At 62.7% G+C, this 20,347-nt stretch carries 19 protein-coding genes; 16 read left to right on the top strand and 3 right to left on the bottom strand.

Features of this window, described 5'->3' with window-relative positions; all coding sequences use genetic code 11:
• Both IC66_RS0120230 and IC66_RS0120225 read right to left on the bottom strand, forming a co-directional pair.
• Nucleotides 1-468: 3,4-dihydroxy-2-butanone-4-phosphate synthase (locus tag IC66_RS0120230; RefSeq protein WP_038948804.1), on the bottom strand; the 468-nt coding region annotated here is incomplete at its 3' end.
• 142 nt (nucleotides 469-610) lie between these two features.
• On the bottom strand, nucleotides 611-1,234 hold the full coding sequence (locus IC66_RS0120225) for an Lrp/AsnC family transcriptional regulator (protein WP_028140604.1): 624 nt from the start codon (nucleotides 1,232-1,234) through the stop codon (nucleotides 611-613).
• Between the two features lie 609 nt (nucleotides 1,235-1,843).
• On the opposite strand from IC66_RS0120225, the gene IC66_RS0120215 reads away from it, so the two are divergent.
• From IC66_RS0120215 to IC66_RS0120160, 12 genes are all read left to right on the top strand, one after another.
• On the top strand, nucleotides 1,844-2,197 hold the full coding sequence (locus IC66_RS0120215) for a VOC family protein (protein ID WP_028140602.1): 354 nt from the start codon (nucleotides 1,844-1,846) through the stop codon (nucleotides 2,195-2,197).
• Nucleotides 2,198-2,287: 90 nt separating this feature from the next.
• Nucleotides 2,288-2,812 carry a flavin reductase family protein gene (locus IC66_RS0120210; protein ID WP_018316668.1) on the top strand — a complete coding sequence of 175 codons (525 nt, stop codon included), beginning with the start codon at nucleotides 2,288-2,290 and terminating at the stop codon, nucleotides 2,810-2,812.
• Nucleotides 2,813-2,926: 114 nt separating this feature from the next.
• On the top strand, nucleotides 2,927-3,796 hold the full coding sequence (locus tag IC66_RS0120205; RefSeq protein ID WP_038948803.1) for a branched-chain amino acid ABC transporter permease: 870 nt from the start codon (nucleotides 2,927-2,929) through the stop codon (nucleotides 3,794-3,796).
• The gene (locus tag IC66_RS0120200) at nucleotides 3,780-4,811 is read left to right on the top strand and encodes a branched-chain amino acid ABC transporter permease (protein WP_240536500.1); all 1,032 of its coding nucleotides are present in this window, start codon (nucleotides 3,780-3,782) and stop codon (nucleotides 4,809-4,811) included. Before IC66_RS0120205 ends, IC66_RS0120200 begins: the two co-directional genes overlap by 17 nt.
• A complete protein-coding gene (locus tag IC66_RS0120195; protein WP_038948801.1) occupies nucleotides 4,808-5,533 on the top strand; it encodes an ABC transporter ATP-binding protein in 726 nt (241 codons plus the stop codon). Before IC66_RS0120200 ends, IC66_RS0120195 begins: the two co-directional genes overlap by 4 nt.
• Entirely contained in the window at nucleotides 5,526-6,245 is a 720-nt protein-coding gene (locus IC66_RS0120190; RefSeq protein WP_028140598.1) for an ABC transporter ATP-binding protein, read from the top strand. Before IC66_RS0120195 ends, IC66_RS0120190 begins: the two co-directional genes overlap by 8 nt.
• A 105-nt stretch (nucleotides 6,246-6,350) precedes the next feature.
• Complete coding sequence (locus IC66_RS0120185; protein ID WP_028140597.1) at nucleotides 6,351-7,115, top strand: enoyl-CoA hydratase/isomerase family protein; 765 nt, start codon at nucleotides 6,351-6,353, stop codon at nucleotides 7,113-7,115.
• Nucleotides 7,116-7,119: 4 nt separating this feature from the next.
• Nucleotides 7,120-7,911 (top strand): creatininase family protein, encoded by a 792-nt coding sequence (locus IC66_RS0120180; RefSeq protein ID WP_028140596.1) that lies wholly within the window; start codon nucleotides 7,120-7,122, stop codon nucleotides 7,909-7,911.
• A gap of 167 nt (nucleotides 7,912-8,078) precedes the next feature.
• On the top strand, nucleotides 8,079-9,212 hold the full coding sequence (locus tag IC66_RS0120175) for an LLM class flavin-dependent oxidoreductase (protein ID WP_007594451.1): 1,134 nt from the start codon (nucleotides 8,079-8,081) through the stop codon (nucleotides 9,210-9,212).
• A gap of 16 nt (nucleotides 9,213-9,228) precedes the next feature.
• Nucleotides 9,229-10,008, top strand: coding sequence for an enoyl-CoA hydratase/isomerase family protein (locus IC66_RS0120170; RefSeq protein WP_038948799.1), 780 nt, complete (start codon nucleotides 9,229-9,231; stop codon nucleotides 10,006-10,008).
• A 1-nt stretch (nucleotide 10,009) separates the two neighbouring features.
• Nucleotides 10,010-11,875, top strand: coding sequence for an AMP-dependent synthetase/ligase (locus IC66_RS0120165; protein ID WP_038948798.1), 1,866 nt, complete (start codon nucleotides 10,010-10,012; stop codon nucleotides 11,873-11,875).
• 77 nt (nucleotides 11,876-11,952) lie between these two features.
• Nucleotides 11,953-13,176, top strand: coding sequence for an ABC transporter substrate-binding protein (locus IC66_RS0120160; protein ID WP_028140593.1), 1,224 nt, complete (start codon nucleotides 11,953-11,955; stop codon nucleotides 13,174-13,176).
• A gap of 72 nt (nucleotides 13,177-13,248) precedes the next feature.
• Here IC66_RS0120160 and IC66_RS0120155 read toward each other — a convergent pair whose 3' ends face one another.
• Nucleotides 13,249-14,109, bottom strand: coding sequence for an AraC family transcriptional regulator (locus tag IC66_RS0120155; RefSeq protein WP_173015766.1), 861 nt, complete (start codon nucleotides 14,107-14,109; stop codon nucleotides 13,249-13,251).
• Nucleotides 14,110-14,480: 371 nt separating this feature from the next.
• On the opposite strand from IC66_RS0120155, the gene mdeB reads away from it, so the two are divergent.
• The 4 genes from mdeB to IC66_RS47140 form a co-directional block, all read left to right on the top strand.
• On the top strand, nucleotides 14,481-17,159 hold the full coding sequence (gene mdeB, locus IC66_RS0120150; RefSeq protein WP_038948797.1) for an alpha-ketoglutarate dehydrogenase: 2,679 nt from the start codon (nucleotides 14,481-14,483) through the stop codon (nucleotides 17,157-17,159).
• Between the two features lie 17 nt (nucleotides 17,160-17,176).
• A complete protein-coding gene (locus tag IC66_RS0120145) occupies nucleotides 17,177-18,457 on the top strand; it encodes a 2-oxo acid dehydrogenase subunit E2 (protein WP_038948796.1) in 1,281 nt (426 codons plus the stop codon).
• Between the two features lie 8 nt (nucleotides 18,458-18,465).
• Nucleotides 18,466-20,178: a dihydrolipoyl dehydrogenase gene (gene lpdA / locus IC66_RS0120140; protein WP_038948795.1), complete on the top strand. Its 1,713-nt coding sequence runs from the start codon at nucleotides 18,466-18,468 to the stop codon at nucleotides 20,176-20,178.
• A gap of 17 nt (nucleotides 20,179-20,195) precedes the next feature.
• The coding region (locus IC66_RS47140; protein WP_162131336.1) for a carboxyl transferase domain-containing protein at nucleotides 20,196-20,347 on the top strand (152 nt) is incomplete at its 3' end.

Here is a 20,347-nt window from a genome sequence, read left to right as displayed (position 1 = left end):
CTCGAGCCCTGCCAGTCTGCACAGGTCGACGGCGGCCTCGGTGTGACCCGAGCGCATGAGTACGCCACCTTCTTTTGCGATCAGCGGGAAAACGTGTCCCGGCCGGCAAAAATCGCCGGCGCCGACGTTGGGGTTGGCGAGTGCACGGCAGCACGAGGCCCGCTCTTCGGCCGAGATGCCCGTACCGTTATCCGGCCGGTAGTCCACTGACACGGTGAACGCCGTGGTGTGAGCCGAGTCGTTGTTGACAACCATCGGGTCAAGCCGCAGGCGTCTCGCGTCTTCGAGGGTAATCGGAGCGCAGACGATTCCCGATGTATGGCGAATGATGAAGGCCATCTTCGCAGCCGTACACCGCGAGGCGGCAACGACGAGGTCCCCTTCGCCCTCGCGATCGTCGTCGTCGGTGACCACGACGATTTCGCCGTCGGCGAGCGCCTGCAGGGCCGCTTCGATCGATCCCGTCATCTCGGTCGCTCTGCTCGCTGGAACCGACGGGTGCTCGCGTTGGGTCGTGTGCGGATTGTCAGGCTCGCAGCGCCGCTCGAGCACTCTGCCGATCTTAACTTCACCATTATTGCCAACTGGCCGGAGCCCATGGCGGGGCGCCTCATAGCCTTTCCACGCTGTAGCTGGGACGATTGGTGTCGAGCCCGATCGGCGCATCGGACAGCAAAGGACCGGTTGGGTCGTATCGGGGTCTTGGTGAGCGCTCCAGAGGGCGCGAGGGGGTGGCGCAAGCCTTGACGGTGACCGGCCGATTGGCGTCGATCGGCAGCACGGTCTTGTGCGAAATGCGCTTGAGGGCCAGATTTGATCGAATGCTGCTGACGCCGGGAATGCGGGATAGTTTGTTGACAATCAGGTCTTCGAGATCTTCGATGTCGGCCGCCATGACGCGGAGCATGTAGTCGCTCTCACCGGTCATGAGATAGCATTCCATTACCTGGGCCAGCCGGTCGATGGATCGGGTGAAATTCTCGAGGGACGTCTGGACCTGCTTTTCCAGCTTGATCTGGATGAAAGCCGTTACACCAATGCCGAGCACGGCGGGATCGAGAAGGGCGATCCGTCGATCGATCACGCCGAGTTTTTCGAGTGTTCTGACGCGTGCCAGACACGGCGACGGCGAAAGATTGACGCGTGATGCGAGCTCGACATTGGTCAAGCTCGCATTCTGCTGGAGCTCGTTGAGGATCTTGATATCTATTCTGTCGAGAGAGGTTGTCGACATCACGTATCTCCCAAGTATGGCAGTCTTCTGCGGCGCGTATCACCGTCGTTTGCGGGGTGATGACAATCGCGTGGTAAAAGCTAACCGCAATTGCGCTTGTGGGATTTCGACAAATCGTCGATTTGTATCGAAAAACCGTCAACCTTCGCATTGTGCATTGCGATCAAAAGATTAGTTGCCTACTTCCGATACATTTTTTGCCTATGCGATATGCAGGCCGACGTTGATCCACGGATTCGGTCAAGATGTAATGCCCGCCGCTCCATCGATTGGCTCCCCGTGTCACTTGACGGGACGTGCAGCAGAGCTCGATGTCGAGAACTGCCCTGTTTCGTACAACCGCCTGTCGTCGCGTGTGGCTTCGGTCCCACGTCGCTGACCACGCCGCGGGCGTTGCGCGAGACAAAAGGTTCGGCAGCAACGACGCCCACCTCGTCAACCAGAAAATGGCAAAGATCGGCCGGATGCAGAGTTGGATCTAGCGACTCGACAAGTCGTTACAGCATAAAATGCTGATGAAGCTTCTGTGACAGGCGTTGTTCAAGCAGTAATGCTGAGAGGCTCGGGCGACTATCCACCCACGATCGCACTTGGGTAGCGACGGTTTGGATGTCGAGCGTGAAACTGAAGCAAGTCTATTTGACAGCGAACGATCCTGGACGCCTGGCCGAGTTCTACGAAGGTCTGGGTCTGAAGGTGCGCTTCGCTGATCCCGGCAAGTGGATACAGTTCGTGAGCGATGCGGCTGCGTTCTGCGTCGCCGGACCGACGGAGTCGGTCTCGGACCAGCTGCAAGATGCCGTTCTTGTCTTCGGTGTCGATGACCTCGATGCCGCCATGGAGCGTGCCGCAGCCATGGGGGCGCAAGTCGGCGCGGTCCGGGACATGGAAAGTCACGGCCGTGCGGTGAAGGTGCGGGATCCGGGCGGCAACGTCATCCAGTTCTATCAAGCAGCCGGATAGCTCAGACGTTCACCGGGGCAGCGCTGCATGCCCGGACTCACAACCAGACAAAGAGGGCGCATCCATCTCATGAATCCAAGGGTCGTAGCCATGCCGTCCGCAACACCGCCGCTGTCCGAAACGAGCCCACTCGATGCCGCAGCATTCCGTGCTGCGATGCGCAGCGTGCCGGGCACCGTGTCGATCGTCACGACAGGTCGGGCGCCGAACCGCCATGGTCTGACACTGACGGCGGGCTGCTCGCTGTCGGCGGCTCCGCCCAGCGTGCTGGTTTGCGTCAATCGATCTGCCGGTGCGCACGACATCATTCTCAGCAGTGGGTCGTTCTGCTGGAATATTCTAGGAGTCGAGCATCGCGATCTGGCGCTCAAGTTTTCCGGGCAGGACGGCAGCAAGGGCGATATCCGCTTCGGTGACGGTTTGTGGTGCGATCTCAAAACCGGAGCACCAAGTCTGGTCGGCGCGGTCTGCAGCTTCGATTGCCGCGTGGTGAATGCTTACAGCGACAGTAGTCACACCATTTTCACCGGAGAGGTGGTGGCTCAGACCACGAGGGCCGGATGTGAGTCGCTCGTCTACATCGACGGATGTTTCGCCGCGCCAAAGGCGGTCTGAAACACAGGACGACGTCAGGCGCCGCTACGTTTCCGCTACAGCCAAGATGGAACCGATCAGCATGCAAGGAAGACGAAGACTTTCTATCGCGCATCCATCGGCGGTCGGTCGCTGATGCTGTCGCTCTGGCTCAATGTCATCGCCGGCGGGGTGCTCATCGGGCTGGTTTACGGGCTCGTCGCGCTCGGTCTCACCATCATCTTCGGCGTTATGCGCGTGGTCAATTTCGCTCATGGCGAGATGGTCGTGTTCGGGATCTACATCGGATACTGGACCGTTCAAATCTGTGACATCCCGATCGTTATAGCCGCCGCGATCGCCGCGGTCGTCATGTTCGTGTTCGGCTATCTGCTAGAGACGCTCGTCGTGAAGCGGTTCGTCAATCGGCCGCATCATTATCAGTTCATCGTCTTCATCGGCCTCTCACTGCTTTTCAGCGGCGTATTGCTGATGTCGTTCGGTCCGGATCCGCGGCCGACGGCGTCTCAGTTGTCCTTCCAGACCGTGAGCGTGGGTCCGCTCACCTTGGATTGGGCCCGCATCCAGGCGGCCGCTACGGCCGGACTGCTGATCGCCGCACTGGGAGCCTATCTGAAGTACTCCGCATTCGGCCGATCGCTGCGGGGCGCCGCCAATAATCGACTGGGCGGACTGGTGGTCGGGCTGAATATCCCTCGGGTCTATGCGGTGACCTTCGGCATCGGAGCCGCCTGCGCTGGCGTCGCCGGCGCATTGATCTCGCCGCTGTTCGATGCGCAGCCCTATCTCGCCGTCGACTTCACGCTGCTGGCCTTCGTGACGGTGATCGTCGGCGGTCTCGGCAGCTTCGGTGGCGCTCTTCTGGGCGGCCTGACGATCGGGGTCGCCGAAGCGATCGCGGCCTTGATGTTCACGCCGTCGATGAAAACAGCACTCCCTTACGCGCTCCTGATCATCATCCTGATTTTCCGTCCGAGGGGGTTTTTCGGTGCAAAGGACATCTGATCAAGCCAGCGACACCAAGCGTTGGGGTGCCGGCGCTCTGGTCTTCGCCGCCCTGGCCGTGGTGGGTGGCATGTCCAACGCCTACGTCATCTCACTTCTGACGATCGTCCTGTTGTTCACCTTCATGGGACAATCGTGGAACCTGATGCTCGGGATCGGCGGGCAGCTATCCATCGGTCACGCGCTGTTCGTTGGAATCGGTGCGTATGCGGTGGCGATCCTGAACATCAAATACGGCGTCACCCCGTGGATCGGTCTGCTGCTGGGCGCGGTGATTGCGGGCTTCGTCGGCGCGGTGCTGGCGTGGCTGAGCTTCCGCTTCGAGGTCCGTGGCATCTATTTCGCGCTGCTCACGATCGCAGCCGCCGAATTCGCCCGGATCATGTTCGGCGGGTGGGACTATGTCGGCGGCATGCAGGGCCTGTTCTATCAGGCGCCGAGCGGCACGATGGACCTCGGGATGCTGCGCGGTGACGCGCGGTTCTACTACTTCGTCGCGCTCGCGCTTGCGGCCATCGGCGTCGCGGGAACGGAGCTGATCTCACGGTCCTATTGGGGCTATGTCTGGCGGGCGATGCGGGACGACGAAGAGGCCGCCCGCGCACTGGGGGTGCGGACGTTTCGCCACAAGGTGCTGGTGGTCTCGATATCGGCCGCGACGGCCGCGGTCGGCGGCGGCGTGCTGGGCTTGGTGCAGGGTGCGATCTTTCCGGATTCGATCATGGGCATGGCGATCTCGGTCGACGTACTGATCGGCCCTGTGGTCGGCGGATTGGGCACTGCGTTCGGCCCGCTGGTCGGCTCGATGGCCGCGATCCCGCTGCATCACGCCATGGGGGCGCTCGGCGACAGCCTGGGGCTCCCCGGACTGAACAGCGTCGCCTACGGGGCGGTGCTGATCCTGGTCGTGTGGTTTCTGCCCGACGGCATCTGGCCGGCGATCGTCCGGCTCTACGAGGCGATCCAGCTGCCGGCGCGCGGCCGGATCTCACAATTGCGGAAGGTCGAGGAATGACCGCGCTGCTCGAAGTGAAGAACCTGACCAAAGCGTTCGTTGGATTGGTCGCGGTCAATGACGTCAGCTTCTCACTGCAGGCAGGCCGCATCACCGCCCTTATCGGGCCGAACGGCGCCGGCAAGACCACCTGCTTCAATCTCGTCGCCGGGGCGCTGAGACCGACCGCCGGGCGGGTGCTATTCGAGAGGCGTTCGCTCGAGCGCGAGCCGCCCGAAGCGGTGTGCCGCATGGGCATTGCGCGCACCTTCCAGATCGTCCGACCGATGAAAGATATGTCGGTGCTCGAGAATGCCATGGTGGGCGCCTTCAGCTGGACGACGAACGTCAAGGAGGCGCGGGACAAGGCGTATGAGTCGCTCGAAAATGTCGGGCTCGCCGGCAAGGCGAGTGCCCGGACGGATCAGTTGACGTTGCCCGATCGCAAGATGCTCGAGATGGCGAAGGCGCTCTCGACTCGCCCCAAGTTGCTGCTGCTCGACGAAGTGATGGCGGGGCTGCGTCCGACCGAAGCGGCAGGCGTCGTCGGCGTGCTGCACCGGCTCGCCGAGGGTGGACTGACGATCCTACTGGTCGAGCACGTGATGCGGATCGTGATGGAAGTGGCGTCGACCGTGGTGGTGCTACACCACGGCGCCAAGATCGCCGAGGGCAAGCCGTCAGAGGTGGTAGCGGATCCTGCGGTGCTGGAAAGTTATCTGGGAGCCGGTTTCCATGCCTGACGACGCGCTTCTCGAAGTCGACGACCTGTGCGTGGCCTATGACGGCTCCAATGCGCTGAACGGCGTGTCGCTCCGCATCGGCAAGGGTGAACTGATCTGCGTGGTCGGCGCCAACGGCGCCGGCAAGACCTCTCTGATCCGATCAATCGCGGGGATCGTGCCGTCGTCGCGCGGTTCCGTCAGGATCAACGGAGTCGAAATCTCGCGGCTACCGCCGTGGGACATCTGCGAAATGGGCATCGCTCAGGTCGCCGAGGGCCGCCAGATTTTCAGTGCGCTCTCCGTCGAGGACAATCTGCTGATCGGCGGCTCGCTGAAGCGGGCCAGGCACGACCTGGCAAATACGCTTGATTCCGTCTATCAGCTGTTCGGGCGACTTCGCGAGCGCCGCGACCAACTCGCCGGCACGCTGTCCGGCGGCGAGCAACAGATGCTGGCGATCGGTCGGGCGATCATGTCGAAGCCAGAAATCGTGATGTTCGACGAGCCGTCGATCGGACTGTCGCCGGCGCTGACCGATGTGATGTTCAGCGTCGTCAAATCCCTCAACGAGCAGGGCATCACGGTCCTTCTCGTCGAGCAGAATGTCGCCAAGTCGCTCGCTCTGAGCAGCCGCGGCTATGTGCTCGAGAACGGCTCCGTGGTGTTGCATGGATCTAGCCGCGATCTGCTCGAGAACCCCGATGTCCAGCGCGCCTATCTGGGATTGTGAGGCGCGCCGTCTCGGCGAGGCGTCGGGCGTTGCGGCTCTCGTCTCGCCGCCGTTCGGTCCACCGCTCCCCGGCTGTTGCAGCCGCCTCTCGCTTGGGTCTCATTGATGAATACTGCCACTTCTCTCCTGATCGAGCGTGATCAAGACCTGGTCACGATCACGATGAACCGGCCGCCGGCCAATGCGCTGAATGCGCAACTAATCGTCGAGTTGCTGGAGGCGATCCGGCGCCTTGCCGACGACGAGAATCCGCCCGGCATCGTGCTCACCGGAAGCGGCGACCGCTTCTTCAGCGCAGGCGGCGACATCAAGGAAGTCGTCGGGATCGACGTCGCTAGGCCGCGCATCCGGTTCTTCCACGAACTCCTCGTGGCGATGGAGAACTATCCGGGCCCGATCGTCTGCGCCGTCCGCGGCTATGCGGTCGGAGGCGCCCTGGAGTTTCTGCTGCATGCGGACTATGTTGTGGCCGATGCGGCGTGCAAGATTGGATTTCCGGAAATCAACCATGGCCTGCTGCCGGTGACCAAAGGCATGCGCCGGGCCGTCGAGAAGCTCGGCGTGCGGGCGGCGCAAGAGCTGCTGTACTGGGGCGAGCTCGTCGGCGCGGAGCGCGCCGTGGCGATCGGCGCCGTGAACGAGATCGTCCCGACCGAGGAGGTCGCATCCCGTGCGCGAGACGTGTGCGGCGTGTTGCGGCAGAAAGACCGCAAGCTGTTCCATGCCATCAAGCGATCGCTCAACCTCACCGCGCAAATGAGCGATCAGGCGCTCGAAAAAATGACCGTGGCCGACCTCGACGCCTATGTCACAGCCGAGAGCTCAACCAAAGCGCGTGCAAGATTTCTATCAAAGAACAGTAAGGGTTGAGCCGATGACGCGCGGATATCCCGATCAGATCTATCTGGAGCAGATGAGCCACGAGGAAGTCGCCGCGGCGCTGGCCGATGGGTGCACGACGGTAGTGATCCCGCTGGGGGCCGTCGAGCAGCATGGGCCGCATTTGTCTTTGGGCATGGATGCGGATCATGCCGATGCTCTGGCCGAGCGGATCGCGCGCAGCCGCGGCAACACGCTGGTGGCGCCGACCATCACGGTCGGCTGCTCGTCTCACCATCTGCCATTCGCGGGTACGATCTCGCTACGGCCGGGGACGCTGGAAGCGATTTGTGTCGATTATTGCACAAGCCTGGCGCGGCACGGCTTCAAGCGTATCCTGATTCACTCGGGTCACATCGGCAATTTTCCGGTCCTGAAGGACATGCTCGGTCGCTTGCGCGAGGCCGTCCCCTCGGATGTCGAGATCCTGGCGTTCTTCGACTCGACGAAATGGATCGACACGTGGCGCGATGCGGTGCGCGAAGCCGGAGGAGACGTGTTGGCCGTCGGCGGCCACGCCGACATCGCCGAGACGTCGCTGATGATGGTCATTAGGCCCGACAGCGTCAGACCGGACCGCTTCGAGGTGGGCCATCTTGGCGGCTTGTCGGAGGCTGATCTCGAACTGATGTGGAAGAACGGCATCCGATCGGTTTCGCAGAACGGCGTGATCGGAAGTCCGATCGGCTCGAGCTACGCCATCGGCGAAGCGTGCCTCGCGGCGGTCGCCGAGTTGCTGATCAAGACCTTCGATAGCGAGGCCGGAGCCGCCATCGCCCGCCGTTGACGGTCAGCCCGTCCGCTGCGTGGCGAAGCTTCCCGGGGCGTCTGCCATGTTGCGAATGCTGACAGCATAAAATTCGGAAAGCGTTACTACGCAACGCGGCTTTCGGGCGAAAATATCGCCACGCCTATGAAACCCTGTGCCATCTCGCAAGCTAAAAGGATTGAGACATGGCACTTACGTTTGGGTTCTGGTCTGAACAGGAAACCCAGGTCGGCCACAGTTACTCGCGCAGGCTTCACGAACTGGTCGACGAAGTCCGTCTGGCCGAGAAGGTCGGCTTCGACTGCGTCGCGCTCTCCGAGCAGCACGTGGCACTGGGCGGGATCTCGAGCTCGGCGCCCGAAGTGGTGTTCGGCTATCTGGCCGCGGTGACGTCGCGCGTCAAGCTGCGCGCGGCGGTGACGCTGATGCCGCAGCGCATCAACCACGCCTTGCGTTCGGCCGAGCGGCTTGCCGTGACCGACATCCTGTCCAACGGCCGCATGGAATTCTACGGCGGCCGCGCCAACACCACCATCGCGATGCGGGCGTTCAACGTCGATCCGAACGAAACGCTGGCGCAGATGGAAGAAGGGCTGGCGCTGCTGAAAACGGCGATGCGCCAGGACATTTTCACGTTTGACGGCAAGTACTACCAGATCCCACCGCGCCAGCTGGTTCCGAAGCCGCTGCAGAAGCCGCATCCGGTGATCGGGATCGCGGCGACCAGCGAGCGCAGTCATCTCTGGGCGGCCTCGCAGGGCTTCGCCGTGATGAGCAGCAACATCTATCAGGGCTGGGAAGCTCAGCAGAAGCTGATCGACGCCTATCAAAAAAACTGGAAGTGCGACGCGGAGGGACCGCTGCAGCGTCCGCGTATCGGCATTCCGCTGTTCATCGGCATCGGGAAAACGGACGAGCAGGCCAAGGCGGATTATGCCGGCCCGCTAATGCACTATGCCAAGATCTCGACCGATGCCTATCCGCGTCTCGCGGCGATTGCCGACGACTACAAATACATGGGGGAGAGCGTGCCGTCGATGGAGCGCGCCGCCAACGACTGGGACTATCTGGTCAACGAGTCGGCCACGACGGTGTGCGGCAGCCCCGATACGGTCATTCGTCAGATCGAGAAGTTCGAGGCCATGGGTATCGACGAGGTGCTGCTGCACATGGACTCCGTCCCGCACGAAAAGATCATGGAGGCGATCGACATGGTCGGTCGCTACGTCATCCCGCATTTCAACGACGGAAACAACGTCGTGCGGCCGACCGAGGAGATTCTCGGGCAGATCCGGCTGATGCGGACCCAGAAGCAGTAATCGAACGGTGAAATCAATGTCGCAATACGGCTACAAGTACCTGATCGTCGAGCAGCGCGCCACTGGCGTCGCGATCGTCACGATGAACCGCCCGGAGATCCTCAACGCGATCAACTGGGAGATGCACGAGGAGCTCGAAGACGTCTTCGTCAAGCTGGATCACGACAGTTCTGTCAACGCGATCGTTCTCACCGGTGCGGGCCGCGGATTTTGCTCTGGTGGCGATCAGAAGTCGCTGGATCAGGGAACGCTGCCGTCCCCGACGCGCAGCGGTCGCCACCTCATCCGCAACATGCTGGAAGTCGAAGTGCCGATCGTCGCGGCCGTCAACGGTGTCGCGGTCGGCCTGGGTGCCACGCTCGCGCTGTTCTGCGACGTGATCTATGCGAGCTCGACAGCCCGTTTCGCCGACACGCATGTCAATGCCGGCGTCGTCGCGGGCGATGGCGGCGCGGTGATCTGGCCGCTGCTGATGGGGCCGGTACGCGCGAAGCACTATCTGATGACCGGCGAATTCATCTCCGCTGAGAAAGCGGCTGCTATCGGTATGATCAACGAGGTGGTCGCAGACGGCAACGTTCTCGATGCCGCGATCGAATACGCCGAACTGCTGGCAAGCGGGCCGAAGGAATCGATCGTGTGGACCAAGTACAGCGTCAACAAGATCATCAAGCAGTACGCCCACCTGCTGCTCGACACCTCTGCGGCGCTGGAGATGTTGACGTTCAAGTCGCCCGAGCGGGCCGAGGCGGTTGCCGCATTCGCGGCCAAGCGCAAGCGTTTCGCGGAGCGCTGAGATGAACGTCGCTGAGATGACATCCGGCGCCCAGTTGGCGGATACGACCGTCGTGCAGCTTTTGGCCGCGCGACTCGCGGAGCGGCCCGACAAGATCGCCTTGCAACAAAAGCGTCACGGCGCCTGGACCGCCATGACGTGGGGCGCCTATGCGCAGCGTGTCGTGAACCTGGCCAGCGCGCTGCGGCGTGCTGGTCTCGAGCGCGGCGATCGGGTCACGATCATGGGCGATTCGTCCGAGGAATGGCTGATCGCCGACATGGCCACGATGTGCGCCGGCGGCGTCATGGTGGGCGTTTACTTCACCTCGTCACCCGAAGAAGTGGCTTACTGCTTCACGGATTCAGGCGCGAAGTTCGCGTTCGTCGGCGGGGAGCCGCAGCTTCGCATCGTGCTCGCCTCCGGTCGGGCCGAGCAGCTCCGCGGCATCATCGTGCTCGACCCGGATTGGACCGGCGAGGCCTCGGCGTTGATCAAGTCGCTGGCCGACTTTGTTGGAGCACACGATGTCGATGCGCATGACTATCTGCAGAAGGAGAGCGCGACAGCAAAGGCGTCCGATGTCGTCAGCATCGGCTATACGTCCGGGACGACCGGAAACCCCAAAGGCGCCATGCTGACGCACCTTTCCATTCTCGCCGGCGTTCATTGCATCACCCTGTTCGGCCCCAGTATGCGCGAAGAGGAACACCGGGTGGTCGTGCATTTGCCGATGTCGCACACTGTGGCGCGCGGGCAGGCGACCACGTTGCCGCTGATCGCCGACGCAGTTCCATATTTCGGCGAGACGACCGCGGACTTCGCCCAGACGATCAAAGAGGTGAAGCCGACCTACTATATGGCGCCGCCGCGGTTCTACCAGCGCTTTGCGACACAGATCCTCAGCAAGGTGCATCCCGCCGGTGAAGCGGGAGATCAGAACTACACGCTTGCCGTGACGATCGCGCGCAGGGCGCTCGAAGACCGTCAGCGCGGCCACGAGGATGCCTTCGTCTCGAAACTGTTCGCGGCCTGCCGCGAGCAAGTGTTCCTGCCGCTGCTCGCGGAGGTCGGTTTCGACGAACTGAAGGTCGCGTTCACCTCGTCGGCGGCGATGCCGTCCGAGCTGATGTCGCTGTGGCAGTTGTGGGGCTTGCAGCTCAAGGAGTGCTACGGCCAGACCGAACTGGTCGGTGCCAATCTGGTGCAGATGGCGGAGTGGCCGAAGGCCGGCAACGTCGGGGTCCCGCTGCCGGATCCGGCCTGGGAAACCGCCGTGCTCCAGGACGGCGAGATGATCGTCCGTGGACCGGGATTGTTCGCGGGCTATTGGAACAAGCCGGACGAGACGAAAGCGGCGCTTCGCGACGGCTGGCTCTACACCGGCGACATCGTCGAAGTGTCGCCGGAAGGAACCTTCAAGCTTGTCGACCGGAAGAAGGAGATCATCAACACGTCGAACGGCAAATCGATCAGCCCGACTCAGATCGAAAACGAGCTGAGGCACAGCCCGTTCATCTCCGAGGCGGCTGTGATCGGCGAGGGGCGAAAATATCTCACCGCCCTGATCGAAGTGGATGCCACCGCCACAATGGACTGGGCGAAGTCGCGCGACGACAAGATCGCGAGTTACGCGGACCTGGCAGGCTCCGAGATCGTCAACCGGCTGATCGAGGCGGAGATCGGCAAGGCCAACGGAAGGCTGGCGCGAGCCGAGCAGATCAAGGCGTTCCGCATTCTGCCAGAGGAGCTGTCGCTCGAGAACGGCGTGATGACGCCGACGCGGAAGAAGCGTCGCAAGCAGATCAACGAGCGCTATCAGTCGCTGATCGCGTCGCTCTACGACGAAACCGAGGAAGAATTGATCAAGGCCGAGATGGGCCTTTGAGGTCGGCGGTCGGTCCCAAAACGTACGAAGCTAACAGTCGAGATAAGATTTCACTCCTTCAGCAACAGGACATCGAGATGACCAAGCGAAGCGGAATCACGCGGCGGACGATTGTCGGAAGCGGATTGGGAATTGCGGTAGGCCTGGTATCAAGGCCATCGTTTGCGGCGAACACGAAAGTGAAAGTCGGAGCGATCATGCCCAGCAGCGGCGTGCTGGCGTTTCCCGGTCAGGCCTGCGTGCGCGGCATCGATCTCGGCGCCAAATTCGCGCGTGAGAAGTTCGGCCTCGACATCGAGATCGTTCACGCCGATACGCAAAGCCGTCCGGAGAACGGCCGGATTGCCGCCGAGAGCCTGATCCGGCAGGGCTGCACCGTGCTGATCGGCGCGTGGGATTCCGGTGCCACCATTTCGGCGCTGCAGGCCTGCGAGGCCGCCAAGGTGCCGATGGTGGTCCACATCGCGAGCGCCACCCAGGTAACTTCACAGGGCTTCACCCAGGTGTTCCGCTATTACCCCACGTCGCTGACCATCGTGCGGCAATCGTTGGCCGAGCTGAAGTCCGTGCTCGGCACGCTGAAGGATCCGCCGAGCAGCGCCGTCGTTCTCCATCTCAACAACACGATGGGGCAGTCGACGGCGGCCAGCATCGATCAGGCGTGGAAGGAAGTGGATGTTCCGCTCAAGATCGCGCAGCACGTTGCCTATGACGAGAAGGCCAAGGATCTGTCGGTGGAAGTTGCCAAGGCGAAAGCGTCGGGTGCCGATGCTTTGATCTCGGTCACGCGCGTCAACGACGCGATCATGATCGCGCGCGAATGCATCAAGCAGGGCTGGGACCCGAAGATGGTGTTTTCGCCCAACTCCAACGGCGTGTCCGACAAGGCGTATCACGACGCGCTCGGAAAGTATGGTGACGGTCCGGTTCTGTCGGCGTTGTGGCTCAATCCCAAGGGCGCCGAGACCGACAAGATCATGAAGATGTTCGCGGCCGACTACCCGAACGACTGGTTCGATGCCAATGCGGGCTGCGCGTTCGAGGCGGTGCAGATCGTCGCAGACGCCGTGACGCGGGCGGCTTCGCCGGAGTCCGCGGCGATTCACGGCGCGCTCAAGAAGACCGACATGAAGCCGATCCTGATGTACGGCGACAACACCAAGTTCGACGAGACCGGCCAGAACATCCACTGTTCGATGGTGATGCTGCAGGGTTTGAAAGGCAGGCCTCGGGTGGTGGCTCCAAAGGCCATTGCGGAAGCGTCGCTCGAGTATCCGCTTGCGCCTTACAGCAAACGCTGACGTCGTTACGGGCGGCCCCGCGAAAGCGTCGCGGGGTCGCGGTCGTCAAGTGCCCAGGCAGGGACGTGCGAGCTAGGGCAAACTGTCCGAATTAATCAGGCGCGACCGCTCGGCAAGGAAGCGGCGGGGGCTCTTTCCCATCGTCTTCTTGAACATCGTGATGAACGCGCTGGGGGTTTCGTACCCCAGTTCCAGCGACACGGCCTGGACCGAAGTGCCCGCCGTGAGGCGTTGCATGGCGATCAGAATGTGGAGACGCTGGCGCCAGCGCCCGAAGGTCATCCCCGTTTCCTTGGCTATGAAGCGTGCGAAGGTACTCTCGCTCATCGCGTAGCGCGAGGCGACTTCGTCCATCGTGCTGCGGTCGCCCGGATTATTCAACAAGGAGGTCGCGAGGTGTTGAAGACGGGCGTCCGGGGAGATCGGCAAATACATTTCATCCGTCGTCGACATCTGCACGAGTTCGTCGAGCAAAACCCGGCCGAGACGGCTGGTCGGTCCTTCCAGCGGATAGAGCGGTGGGAACACCGAGAGGCGGTGGATCAATTCCCGCACCAGCGACGTGATCATCAGCGTGCAGCAGGTCCGCGGCAGCATGCTGACCTGCGGATCGATGAACACTGTGTAGAGTTTGCCGAAATCGGCCACGCAATTGCTGTGCTGCACGCCGGCCGGGATCCATACCGCGCCTTGCGGAGGCACGATCCACAAGCCGCCGGGCGCCCGGCACATCACCGAGCCGTGAGATGCGACGACCAATTGGCCTTTGCGGTGTGAGTGCAGCGGCAGGTCGTCGTTGTCTTTGCTGGTTTCGAGACAGAATGAAGTGACGGGACGATCGAACTGATCCGGATCGACAGGATCATAGTTGATCCGAAGATCGGGCAGATCCATTCGCGCAAAATCGCGATCGAACTCGGTCTCGGGCGGCATTTCAATCCTGCCAATTCGTCAAGTCAGTCAAGCCTTGATGCAGATCCTGCTGCTAGCCGAGGTTAGCTGTTTTGAAAGGTCAGGTCACTAGTCGCGGCGAGCCGTCGAGTTCGCTGATCTGCGACAAGATGCCCGCTACTGCGGCGTGAGCGCTGAGCGATGCGGCATGCTGCGCCGTGACCAAGCGGGAGCACCTGTCAGGCGGCCGACGGCTCGATCACTCGCCCGATTAAACCAACAGCAGAGAATGCTGCGATGCGAGCCTCCGCGTCCCGCCGGAGCCGGGCAATCCGTCGGAACGCGGCCGAATTCAGCAGCACGTGCCATAGCACCCGATGCTACCAAGTGCGGGCTTTCTCGGAGCCCGACGCATGACTGCACACATCGATCCGCCACGCAAGGTCGTCAACGCCGATCAGGATGCGGTCGAAACCGCCGATTGGCTCGCCTCGCTTGGATCGCTCCACCACAGCGCCGGTGCCGAGCGCGTGCGTTACATCCTGGCTGCGCTCGATCGGCGCGCGAAGGAGCTCGGCGTTCTGCCGGACTCTCCGCCGTTTTCGCCCTATCGCAATTCTATTCCGCTTGAGCAGCAGAAGCCCTACCCCGGCGACATCGCGATCGAGACCCGCCTGACGGCGATCATTCGCTGGAACGCGCTCGCGATGGTGGTCCGTGCCAACAAGGCCTATGGGGAGCTCGGCGGGCACGTCGCCAGCTACGCCTCGGCCGCGGAGATTTTCGAAGTCGGTTTCAATCATTTCTTTCGCGCGTCAAGCTCCGAGTCGGAGGGCGACTTGGTGTATTTCCAGCCGCATTCGTCCCCCGGAGTCTATGCACGAGCGTATCTCGAAGGCCGACTGTCGGACGAAAATCTGAAGCTGTATCGCCAGGAACTGAGCGGCCCCGGTCTGTCGTCCTATCCGCATCCCTGGCTGATGCCGGAGTTCTGGCAGGTGCCGTCGGCGTCGATGGGCCTTGGGCCAATCAGCGCGATCTACCAGGCGCGGTTCATGAAGTATCTGCAGCATCGCGGCCTGGTGCAGACGGCTGGTCGTCACGTCTGGGGTGTGTTCGGCGACGGCGAGATGGACGAGCCGGAATCGATCGCCGGGCTCGCCCTGGCGGCGCGGGAAAATCTCGACAACCTCACCTTCGTCGTCAATTGCAACCTGCAGCGCCTGGATGGGCCGGTCCGCGGCAACGGGCAGGTGATTCAGGAACTCGAATCACTTTTCCAGGGCGCCGGCTGGAACGTAATCAAGGTGCTGTGGGGATCGGACTGGGACGATATCTTCGCGCGCGATAGCAAGCATGCGCTGCTGCGCAAATTCGCCGACACCGTCGATGGCAAATATCAGACGCTCGGTGCCAAGGATGGGGCCTACAACCTCGCCCACTTCTTCAGCGAGGATCCCGAGGTCCAAGCGCTAGTTGCGCACATGTCGGACGCGGATATCGACGGCCTTAAGCGCGGTGGCCACGACTTCAAGAAGCTGTTCGCGGCCTTTGCCGCCGCGAAAGACATTAAGGGTCGGCCGACCGTCATTCTGGCGAAGACCAAGAAGGGCTACGGCATGGGCGGCGCCGGCGAGTCGCGCATGACGTCGCACCAGGCCAAGAAGCTCGATGTCGACGCGCTGTATGCGTTCCGCGACCGGTTCGCCCTGCCGCTCAGCAACGAGCAAGTCGAGGATCTGGAATTCTTCAGGCCTGCGGAAGACAGCGCGGAAATTCAGTACCTGCGCGCCCGTCGCGCGGCACTCGGTGGCTACATGCCGGCGCGGCGACGCGCTTCGGCGGCGCTGCCGGTGCCGCCGCTGCAATCCTACGCGGAGTTCGCGCTGCGCGGCGACGGCAAGGAGACGTCGACCACGATGGCGATCGTGCGGCTGTTCACCAATTTGCTCAAGGACAAAACGCTCGGCCCGCGCATCGTCCCGATCGTCGCCGACGAAGCCCGCACCTTCGGAATGGCGAACCTGTTCAGACAGGTCGGCATCTACTCGCCGGCGGGACAGCTCTACGAGCCGGAAGATGCCGGTTCGATGCTGTACTACAAGGAAGCGATCGACGGTCAATTGCTGGAGGAGGGGATCACCGAGGCGGGGGCGATTTCGTCATGGACCGCGGCGGCGACCTCCTATAGCATCCATAACTTCCCGTTGCTGCCGTTCTATATCTACTATTCGATGTTCGGCTTTCAGCGGGTCGGCGATCTGATCTGGGCGGCGGCGGACCAGCGCGCGCGTGGCTTTTTGATCGGGGCGACGGCCGGCCGGACGACGCTCGGCGGCGAAGGCTTGCAGCATCAGGACGGGTCCAGCCATCTGATGGCGGCGACCGTTCCGAACTGCCGGGCCTACGATCCGGCATTCTCCTACGAGGTGGCCGTCATCGTCGATCACGGCATGCGGTCGATGCTCGAGCAGGGCAACGACGAGTTCTATTACCTCACGGCGATGAACGAGAACTATGCGCAGCCCTCGATGCCCGACGATGCACGCGACGGCGTCATCAAGGGTCTCTATCGGGTTCTGCCGAGCGCTGACGGGCCGGCGAAGATCAGGCTGGTCGGCTCGGGCGCCATTCTCCCGGAGGCGCTCGCCGCCGCAGCGATGCTGCAAAGCGAATGGAAAGTGGCCTGTGAAGTCTGGTCGGCAACGAGCTTTTCCGAGCTGGCGCGGGAGGCGCGCGATGTGGAGCGAACTAATCGGCTCTCGCCACTGTCGACCCCGGTCGAGAGCCACGTCGTACAATGCCTCGGCGGCAAGGTGCCGATCGTCGCGGCATCGGATTATGTCCGGGCGTATCCGCAACTGATCGGTTCTTACATCGAGGCGCCCTATACGGTGCTGGGCACCGACGGCTTCGGGCGCAGCGATACACGCGCCGCGCTGAGATCGTTCTTCGAGGTCGATCGCAAGCAGATCGTCGTTGCGGCGCTCTCGGCGCTGGCAAAATTGGGTCAAGTGGCGCGTGAGCAGGTCGCCGAAGCCATCGCCAGCTACGAATTGCCGACCGGCGTTGCGTCGCCTTGGTCGCGCTGAGAGAGGGCGGAGCGCGCATGTCTCGTTCAATTGAAGTCGTTCTGCCAGATATTGGGGACTACAAGGATGTTCCGGTAGTCGAAATCAATGTGTCGGTCGGCGACGAGGTCACGATCGACATGCCGTTGCTGTCGATCGAGTCCGACAAGGCGACGATGGAGGTGCCATCCCCGGCCGCAGGCACGGTGGCCAAACTGATGATCGACGTCGGGGTGCGGGTTTCTCAAGGTTCGGTTCTGATGGTCCTCGAAGGGCGCGGCGAATCCACCGCGCCTCCGCCGGCGACTGCGTCGGCACCGCAGGTGGAGCAACGGATCTCGCAGCAGGAGGCGCTGTCACGGCCGGCGCCCGTGGCTCCAGTCGATGACTCGCGAGCACGTGCACAGCAGCCGCAGCTTAGCGGGGCGGCGCATGCATCGCCGTCGGTCCGCGCTTTGGCGCGTGAGCTCGGCGTGACGCTGGACTCTGTCGTGCCCACAGGCCCCAAGGGCCGGACTTTGCGCGAGGATGTGGCGGCCTTCGTCAACGGACTGGTGCGATCGAGGCCGGCGACGGCGCCTGAGCCCGGCGCCCCGGTCGATTGGCCCAAGGTGGATTTCGAGAGGTACGGCGCGGTCGAGCGCCTGCCGCTGACACGGATCCAGAAGCTGACCGGTACGAACCTCTCGCGCAACTGGAGCGTCATTCCCCATGTAACGAATTTCGACAGAGCGGATGTGACCGACGCCGAGGCCTTTCGTCAACTCGCCAATGCCGAGGCCGCGAAGGACACGGCGAAGCTCACCATGGTGTCGCTGCTGATCAAGGCCGCGGCCTTGGCGCTGCAGAAATACCCGCGCTTCAATTCGTCGCTCGATGGCGATGAGTTGATCCTCAAGCACTATGTCCACATCGGCGTCGCTGTCGACACGCCGAGAGGTCTGGTCGTGCCGGTGATCCGGGACTGCGATAAGAAGGGCTTTCGGCAAATTGCCGCGGAGATGCGCTCGCTCGCCGACAAGGCGCGCGCGGGGCAGCTCGCGTCGGGCGACATGCAGGGCGGCTGTTTCTCGGTGTCGTCTCTCGGAGGCATCGGCGGTCAGGGATTTACGCCCATCATCAACGCGCCCGAGGTGGCGATCCTCGGCGCCGGGCGGGCCGCCACCGAGGCGGTCTGGAACGGCCGCGAGTTTGAACCGCGCCTCATCCTTCCGATGAGTCTGTCGTGGGATCACCGGGTCGTCGACGGCGTGGCTGGGGCCCGGTTCCTGGGCTTCGTCGCGTCGGTGCTCTCCGATCTGCGGCGCTTCGCGTTGTGAGGACGCAGATGCGGACAGAGGAAATCCGGGTCCCCGACATCGGGGATTTTCGAGACGTCGAGGTCGTCGAGGTCCACGTCAGGGCAGGCGACGTCGTCGTGCGAGAGCAGGCGTTGATCACAGTGGAATCCGACAAGGCCACGCTGGAGATTCCGTCGCCGATCGCAGGGGTGATCACGAGCATGTCGCTGCGTGTTGGAGACAAGGTGTCTCAAGGCTCCATGATTGGCACGGCGTCGGCGTCGGACGAAGCGGGCGCGCAAGGCGAGACGATCTCAGCGGATCAGGATGTTGGCCAGCGCGCAACAGATTATACGCGCTACGATCTTGTCGTGATCGGAGGCGGGCCGGGCGGCTATTCAGCAGCGTTTCGGGCCGCAGACCTTGGACTGAACACCGCGATCGTCGAACGCTACGGCACCTTGGGCGGAGTTTGCCTAAACGTTGGATGTATCCCGTCGAAGGCGCTGCTTCATGTTGCGGCCGTCAAGGAGGAAGCCAAACGGATCGCGGACAAGGGCATTCGCTTCGCCGCGCCGCAGATCGATCTGCAGGAGCTGCGCGCCTTCAAGCGCGGCACTGTCAAGAAGCTGACGGATGGGCTGAGCCAGATGGCAGCAGCGCGCCGCGTCACGGTGATCCGCGGCATCGCGAAATTCGCCTCCGCCACGCGGCTCGAGATTGTCGGTGAGGGGGCAGGCTCGCAGCAAATTGAATTTGGTCAATGCATCATCGCCACGGGCTCGCGCGCGGTGCAGCTAGCGGTGCTTCCCAAGGATGAGCGGGTCGTGACCTCGACCGGCGCGCTCGCGCTGCGAAGCATTCCGGGCCGCATGCTCGTGATCGGAGCGGGGATCATCGGGCTGGAGATGGCGACCGTCTACAACTCGCTCGGCACCAAGATCGATCTTGTCGAAAGGCTTCCCGATATCCTGGCGGGCGTGGATGCCGACGCAGTGAAGATCTGGCGTTCGCGCAACGCGCATCGCTTCGAGCATATCGACGTCGCAAGCAGCGTATCAACCGCCGAAATCACGCCGGACGGCGTGAGGGTCGGTACCACAGGCGCATCGGTACGGACACGATCGTACGATTTGGTGTTGCAATCGGCCGGCCGTGTTCCCAACAGTAGCGAGCTCGGCCTCGAACGGATCGACGTTGCCATCGATTCGAACGGCTTCATTCAGGTCGACGAGCAGATGAGAACGACGGCGCGCAACGTCTTCGCCATCGGCGACGTCGTCGGCGGTTCGATGCTGGCGCACAAGGCCGTTCACGAGGGGCACGTCGCCGCGGAAGTAGCTGCCGGGAAGCCGGCGGCCTTTACCGCGAAGATCGTCCCCAATGTCGCCTACACCGATCCTGAGATCGCCTGGGTCGGCAAGTCCGAGCGTGATGTCGCCGAATCCGGACGGAAGATCCGTTCGACAAAATTCCCATGGGCCGCGTCCGGCCGGGCCATCGCGTCGGGCGCATCCTATGGCATGACGAAGCTGCTGTTCGACGCCGAAACCGGTCGCATCGTCGGGGGCGTGATCGTCGGACCGCATGCCGGCGATATGATCGGGGAAATCTGTCTCGCTATCGAAATGGGGGCTGACGCGATCGATATCGGAAAGACCATTCACCCGCATCCGACCCTCGGCGAGACGATCGGCATGGCTGCCGAAGTCCATGAGGGCATTTGCACCGACCTGCCTCCAATCGCCAGAAAGCGGTAGATCAGTTGGCCCAATCGATGTCCGTTATCGAAGCCCTTGAACAACGTCGCGCCGGTGCCAAACTCGGCGGCGGCGAGAAGCGCATCGACGCGCAGCATGCGCGCGGCCGCCTCACCGCGCGGGAGCGGATCGACCTGCTGCTCGACAAGGGGTCGTTCGAGGAATTCGA

The sequence above is a fragment of the Bradyrhizobium genomosp. III genome (assembly GCF_000261705.1).
GTDB classification, from domain to species: domain Bacteria; phylum Pseudomonadota; class Alphaproteobacteria; order Rhizobiales; family Xanthobacteraceae; genus Bradyrhizobium; species Bradyrhizobium ottawaense.
Note: the sequence above shows the minus strand (reverse complement) of the source record. Positions and strands in the feature narration are given on the sequence as shown.